The 6,752-nt window shown below is 43.8% G+C and carries 6 protein-coding genes and 1 tRNA gene; all 7 read right to left on the bottom strand.

Annotation, left to right across the window (positions count from 1 at the left end; all coding sequences use genetic code 11):
* Nucleotides 1-18 precede the first annotated feature (18 nt).
* Nucleotides 19-2,895, bottom strand: coding sequence for a TrbC/VirB2 family protein (locus HUU49_03855; protein NUM25724.1), 2,877 nt, complete (start codon nt 2,893-2,895; stop codon nt 19-21).
* Nucleotides 2,896-2,993: 98 nt separating this feature from the next.
* Complete coding sequence (locus HUU49_03850; protein ID NUM25723.1) at nt 2,994-3,449, bottom strand: GatB/YqeY domain-containing protein; 456 nt, start codon at nt 3,447-3,449, stop codon at nt 2,994-2,996.
* 5 nt (nt 3,450-3,454) lie between these two features.
* Nucleotides 3,455-3,697 carry a 30S ribosomal protein S21 gene (locus HUU49_03845; GenBank protein NUM25722.1) on the bottom strand — a complete coding sequence of 81 codons (243 nt, stop codon included), beginning with the start codon at nt 3,695-3,697 and terminating at the stop codon, nt 3,455-3,457.
* 105 nt (nt 3,698-3,802) lie between these two features.
* On the bottom strand, nt 3,803-5,152 hold the full coding sequence (locus HUU49_03840) for a histidine--tRNA ligase (GenBank protein ID NUM25721.1): 1,350 nt from the start codon (nt 5,150-5,152) through the stop codon (nt 3,803-3,805).
* Nucleotides 5,153-5,157: 5 nt separating this feature from the next.
* Nucleotides 5,158-5,772, bottom strand: a complete 615-nt coding sequence (lepB, locus tag HUU49_03835; GenBank protein ID NUM25720.1) for a signal peptidase I — start codon at nt 5,770-5,772, stop codon at nt 5,158-5,160.
* The gene (locus HUU49_03830; protein NUM25719.1) at nt 5,769-6,494 is read right to left on the bottom strand and encodes a glycerophosphodiester phosphodiesterase; all 726 of its coding nucleotides are present in this window, start codon (nt 6,492-6,494) and stop codon (nt 5,769-5,771) included. Before HUU49_03830 ends, lepB begins: the two co-directional genes overlap by 4 nt.
* 17 nt (nt 6,495-6,511) lie before the next feature.
* Nucleotides 6,512-6,588: transfer RNA gene (locus HUU49_03825), tRNA-Val, on the bottom strand.
* Between the last annotated feature and the right edge of the window lie 164 nt (nt 6,589-6,752).

Below are 6,752 nucleotides of genomic sequence, written 5' to 3'. Positions count from 1 at the left end.
CGTAAAATCAAATTAGTTCTAATACCCAGTAAAACACGACGTGTTTTCCCAATCAGCCTGACTATAGGCCACACCATTACAACAGTACGGCAAGTTAACTGTTACCGGACAATCAGAGTTTGGTAGCGGACCAACATCCGGTCCACCGCCCGGGAAGTAACAGTTCTGATAGATATCTTTAACCCCCGAACCAAATTCCGCACCGTAATTCGTGATTTCATTAAAGATAGTGTGTCGGATCGAACCCCTAGTCTGGTCACCATAACCATCGCGCGGCGTACCGGTATCCAAATCTTCTTTCGTAGTCCACCAACCAACTTTCGGTGTGGCACGATCAATTAAAGTAACGTACTTCTTATTGTCACAACGATTAGTTTCACACTCATTATCCTGTTCACAGAAAGTCTGGGCATCATCATTGGCATTAACACATTTGTTGCGCATCGTATCACACGTTTCTCCAGCGGTTTGATTGCATTCTGAATCGTTTTGACAGTAGCAAAAACCATCACGGTAGTTATTGCCCGGCTTCAAGCTGCTGCTGCTAACCAATTTATCAAAAGTCACATTTGGCGCTTCGGTCAGACTAATGGCGCTCTGGTTGATGGTTGGCCCCATTGTTGACACTTTTGGCGGAACCAAATTAAGTGTCTTATTAATATAGAAATACCAAACTAAATCGTCACCAAGATTAGCGGTAACACCATCGTTAAGGTTATACTCGGCCTGGCCGCTTTGTTCAGCCGGACCGTCAGCCTTGCCATACGACCGGCCGTTTAAGACGTACTCATCTTTATTACCGTTGAATGAATTGTTGGCGGCATCCGTAATGCCATTGGCGTTAAGATCCCGCGTTTCTGGGTAAAACGCTTCAACTGCATCAAAGGTTCCCTGACAGGCCTGACCCGAACCGGTTGCAACACACGTGTTGAAGTTGGGGTCTGAACAGTCGGAATTACTAGCACATTCTTTTAATAGCCCGGCCTTAACAATTACCCGATAATGAGTTGCCTGGTACGGATCGGGATCGGGCGAAACGGTTGGTAGACAAAAGATGCCTTCGCCGCAGGAATTAATCACTGGATTGCCAAAAACGTCGGTACAGGCATTCTCCGACAAAAATTCAACAGTCTTATACTGGTTGCTAAACAAATACACTCCATTAACCGTCTGCCAATTGCCGGGTGTAGCCTCGTATTGGACAATCATCGTTGCATTACTAACTTTTGAAACATCAATTGGTTCATTAAAATCAATACTGATAATACTATTTTTTGGTTGGTCAGGAGCATCGTTAGTCGTCGGAGTTAAAACCTGATTTGCACCACGCGCCAAATTATTCTGGTTCGCATTACACACCAGCGGACTGCCACTACAGATATCAGACCAGGTGCCGCGGGTCTGGACCACAATACTGTTGCCCTGACTACCGGCCAACTTGGCGGTGACGGTAATAGACGGACCGGTATTTGAGGCCTCAACATCAAGATTGTCCGCCAGCGCCGAGACAATGTTGCCGGCAGTAACGGTCAAGGTATTACCAATTTGGATTTGATTGGTCGCCGCGGTGCCGGATACAAATGTATAAAGCCGGGAACCGATTCGTAACGTATCAGCCGGCCGCGCAGCCGTAACAGTGATTGTCCACTGATTGCCGGCAGCATACCCGTCGCTCAAAGTTAACAGTAAACCACTGCCTAAACCAATCGTATTATTATTAATTGCTGCCGCCGAGTTGTTGTCTGCACTACCGGTTTCCCAAAAAACTTCAGCAGTGTTTGAACCGGGATTAATCGTTACCCGCACATTGCCGTTAAATGATCCATTATAGGTGCCACTAACCGAGGCAGCGGTGGTACCGGCAGTAACGACCGGCGTATCAACGTCAGCCACCACTTCCGCAATCGGATTTGAAAGCACTGTCAATGTCGCAAAGGCGGCCTGCGGACTGGTTTGATCATAGTCGTCACTGGCGTCATCAGGGGCCGGAAAAACGTTTAACACTTCAACCGGATCAAGGTCCAAGAAAGTGCCAACTTCAAACTGCCACAAGAAGAAATCGTCAACTCCCGGAAAAGCCAGCTGGCCATTATCTTTCAAGATATCATTATCCAATTTGACCGAATACCACGTTTTATTAGCCGAGTCACCTAAATAATCAATAACATCCATAATAAACGTTTTACCGTCGGTGCTAGTAACCACCACTTCGTCTGCAGCCAGCTTATCATCGTCTTCATCCTCATCCGCTTTAAAAATCTTAACGTTATCAGCAACTAATTCACCCTGGCAGGGGCTGCTCACTGAACAGCTGGCTGGAGCGCCGTCAATAATGGTATTTGGCTGCATCGGCACTTTAAAAGTAACTTGAATATTGGTATTACGAGGAACATCGCGCTGGAATGGTGTCGGATAAACGCTTTCAATGATGCCGCCGCCCAAGTGGCCGCAGTTAACACAGCCGGTATCCGGCGGCTGGCCGCCCGGCAAACCCGGCTGAGTCAGCGCGCCTTCAAGCGCTCCGATAATAAAGCTGACAATGGCAAACGCAGAAAAAATAATCACCAAACCAATGACGGCATTGCGTAGAGTCCGCTTGGCGGTATCAATCTTATCGGCATTGCCGCCGGACGTCATCCAAATAAACCCGGCATAAAGCGTAATCAAAATGGCAATAATCCCGACAAATCCCAAAATAATCCGGATAATCTTCATAATACTTACCCGCAAATCCTGGGTACCAAGCCCGGATGCTGTACCATACTGCAGACCGGTTTCTAAGGCAAACGCCGCCGGCGCAAAAACAAAAACAAAAACTACCACGGCGCAAACCACCATGGTAGCTTTAGTTTCAAAAATCTTTAGGAAGTTATTAAACAGTCTTTTACTATTCATAATATGATAATTTTATTTTTCAAAAAATATTTAAAATTATGTACTTCCCTAAAAATAAGCAAGTGTTTAGATAAAGATTAACCCCCTTTGCCAGAAATCTAACTTTTTTTGTTTAATTTTTGTTTGATCAATTCACTCACTACGCTCCCGTCGGCCGCACCACCCAAAGAGGCCATAACGGCGCCAATCACTTTGCCCATATCCTGGACTGAACTGGCGCCTGTTTTGGCAATCACCTCATCAATTTTTTGATTGATCTGATCTTCACTCAACGCCGCGGGTAAATAGCGGCTGATAATTTCAATTTCTTGTTCTTCTTTGCGAGCTAATTCGGCACGGCCACCCTGCTGGTACAATCCGGCGGCATCGCGACGTTTTTTTACTTCACTGCGAAGTAGTTTAATTAAGCCAGCTTCATCAAGCTTCGCTCGATTATTGGCAATTTCGGCGTTAGCAATTGAGGTTTTCAGCTGCCGTAAAACCAAAACCGCCAGTTCATCTTTCTTCTTGAATGCCTGGACGTAATCTTGTTCTAGCTGCGAAACAATATCCATTGAATTTAACGATAAGAACTAGGTGTTTTTTCGTCTTTTAATTTACCGATTTTCTTTAAGTATTCTCGCTTTTCAGTAATTTCTTTCCGACGGAGAGCTTCCGCTCGGACCTTGGTCTTGTTCTTTGGTTTTTCGTGAAAACGAATCTTTCGAGACTGGATTAAGCGACCGCTCTGCTGCAATTTCTTATGAAACCGCCGAAGCAAGCTTTCAAAAGTCTCACTTTTCTTTCTTTTTACTTCTGCCACCTACAATTCACCTCCTTTATGAGGAATAATTAATAAATTTTTAATCAAATTTTTATGGTTCGACTGACTAAACAATACCACTTTTAACACTATAAGTCAACAAAATTATTCTTTGATCCGGCCGTTTAACAATTTCTTTTTAACTTCACCGACTGTCTTCTTAAAATCAATTACTTCCTGGACCCCGCTTTCCATATCGCGAACCAAAATCGTACCGTCCATCACTTCTTTTTGCCCTAAAATAAGCGCATATTTCACTTTATGCTTATTAGCCAACTCCAACTGAGCCTTAAGACTGTCTTTAGAAAAGTTTTCGGCCACTTCAATATTTTCTTTTCGTAACTGTTCAAACAGCTGTAACGCCTTAACTTTTGCCTGATCGCCAATCTGTGCCAAAAACACTTCCGGCGTTTTACCCACAGCAATTTCCACTTCATTATGACGCAACTGGCTAATAACGCGCTCAACCCCAATTGAAACACCGACTGCCGGCGTTGGTCGACCGCCGAGGAGTTCAACCAAACCATCATAACGACCGCCACCACACAACGCACTCTGAGCGCCTTCTTTAATTTCTTTTGGCCAGACTTCAAACACGGTTCGGGTATAATAATCAAGTCCGCGTACTAAATACGGATTCAAAATGTAAGAAATATTTAGCTCGTCCAAATATTCCACCACTTTCATGAAATGCTGTTTGCAACCGTCGTCTAGCCAATCAATAATCTGCGGCGCTTCATTTTTAACAAACTGACACGATGGTTTTTTACAATCGAGCAAGCGTAGCGGATTTTTGGTCAAACGTTTTTTACAATCTTCACACAGCAATTTTCGCTTAGAACGATAGTAAGTCACTAATTCTTTAACATACGTCGCCCGGCAATCAGGACAACCGATACTGTTAACCTGAATACTTACCTGCCCCAGACCAATTTCCTGGAAAAAGTTGTTAGTAATGGCAATAATCTGAGCATCAATGACCGGATTTTCATCCCCGATAATTTCAAATCCAAACTGATGGAATTGGCGCTGTCGGCCGGACTGTGGTCGTTCACGACGAAACATCGGCCCAAAATAAAACAGCTTAACCGGTTGTGGCAGGTTAACCATGCCATGATTTAAGTATGCCCGTACCACCGAAGCGGTTGCTTCCGGACGCATCACGACCATCCCCTGCCCCTGGTCAACAAAGCTAAACATTTCTTTTTCAACGATGTCAGTGCCCTTGCCGATTGACCGGACAAACAAGGTAGCCTCTTCTAAAATTGGCAAATCAATTCTGGAAAAACCATACCCTTTATAAAAGCTCTCCGTGGTTTTACGGATAAATTCCCAATACGGCTGTTCAGCGGGCAAAATATCCTTAAACCCCCGCAACAGCTGAGCGGTCTTTAATGCCCCCTTCTTGCTGGGCTTCTTTGGCTCTAAATCTTTTTCTGGTTTCTTAGTATTCATAAGTGTTATAAATTATATTCTAAATTATTGGTTATAAGGCCCGCTCGACTGATTGGCCAACCACGGAAAAGCGTTTTACCGACAATAAAATCTTCTTTAACCGGCCCAAAAACCCGAGAGTCCAGACTAGCCAAACGATTATCGCCAAGCAAATAATATTCATCGGGCCCGAGCGTTACTTCAATATCGCCGATTGTTTTTGCAGTACTGTCAAGATACCGCTCATCCAGCGTCACCCCCTGCGGATTAGCACTATTGATAATGGTAACTTCACCGTCGGCAATTTTAACCGTTTCTCCCGGCAAACCGATAACTCGTTTGATAAAATACTGAGTCGGGTCCATCGGATATTTAAAAACGACTGCATCGCCGCGGACCGGGCTACCAAGATGGTAGCTTAGTTCATTAATAATCAGATATTCATGATCATAGAATGTCGGCTCCATTGATGCCCCTTTGACATAAAACGGCTTAATCAGGTAGTAACGAACCGGAATAATGATCGCCAACGAAATGACAACCACTTTAAAAATTTCCCAAACAAAAATTGCAGCTTGTTTGCCGACGGATAAATCATCCTCCAAATAGGCCGGATAATGATTTTTTTTAAAAATTTTCATAGGCGATCTGGATAATTAGTTATAATGCCGTCAATTCCTATTTTTTTAAGATATTCAATTTTGCGCTTGCTGTTGACGGTCCAGGCGCAAATTTTTATTCCTTGTTTTTTAAACATTTTGACCTTTTTTTCATTCAGCAAACGATGATTGATGTTCAAGTAGTTGGCGTTTGCATTACGAACCAACCAAGAAATGTAATATTTAGTAACCGGCAAGAACAAGACGGCCAAAAAATCCATTACCAACCAAAAGTTTGATGCGTTGTTTGACCGAAAGATAAGTGCTGTGGTAATATCGGGCTCTAATTGTTCAACTAAGCGCAGTTCAGACGGATGCACCGACGAAATCATGACATTATCAAAATCAATTTTATAATCCCGCAGAGTCTGCACTACAATTTGGGCCGCACCCTTAACCTTCAAATCAATTAAAATGCCAACCTTATTGTCAATGACACTGAGCACCTCACCAAGCGTCGGTACCTGCTCTGTTTCTTTGACGCGCAACTTCTTAATCTGAGATAAAGTCAGATGATTAACGCGCATAAATTCCTTCGTCAGGCGGCGCAACCGGTTATCGTGAATAACCACCGGATGTTTGTCTTTAGTAATCCGAACGTCAAATTCAACCATGTCAACGCCAAGGTCAAGCGCTTTCTTAAAAGAAGCAATAGTGTTTTCCGGAGCGTAGGCTTTCGCACCCCGATGTCCGATTTTGAGCATTTTTGTTCTAAAAAGTCTGGTGGACAATGCTGGGCTCGAACCAGCGACCTCTGCGATGTGAACGCAGCGCTCTAACCAACTGAGCTAATTGTCCTTCTTAATTACAGGTATAAAAAAGAAGCGCCTTTGGGTTCACGGTACACCTGTTGCACGCTCAAGCGGTGTATGCCCAACTACTATTTATTACGCAATCAAATATAACACAAAAGCTTTGACTTGTAAACCGAAACAAAAACAATTGTCAACAGCGGATTTTTG

Source organism: Candidatus Buchananbacteria bacterium, from assembly GCA_013359225.1.
Lineage (GTDB): Bacteria > Patescibacteriota > Patescibacteriia > Buchananbacterales > UBA6539 > JABWCG01.
Note: the sequence above shows the minus strand (reverse complement) of the source record. Positions and strands in the feature narration are given on the sequence as shown.

Excerpts from the sequence above, each read along its gene's own strand:
- HUU49_03855 (NUM25724.1), bottom strand. The coding sequence starts at position 2,895 with ATGAATAGTAAAAGACTGTTTAATAACTTCCTAAAGATTTTTGAAACT.
- HUU49_03840 (NUM25721.1), bottom strand. The coding sequence starts at position 5,152 with ATGAATACTAAGAAACCAGAAAAAGATTTAGAGCCAAAGAAGCCCAGC.
- lepB (NUM25720.1), bottom strand. The coding sequence starts at position 5,772 with ATGAAAATTTTTAAAAAAAATCATTATCCGGCCTATTTGGAGGATGAT.
- HUU49_03850 (NUM25723.1), bottom strand. The coding sequence starts at position 3,449 with ATGGATATTGTTTCGCAGCTAGAACAAGATTACGTCCAGGCATTCAAG.
- HUU49_03830 (NUM25719.1), bottom strand. The coding sequence starts at position 6,494 with ATGCTCAAAATCGGACATCGGGGTGCGAAAGCCTACGCTCCGGAAAAC.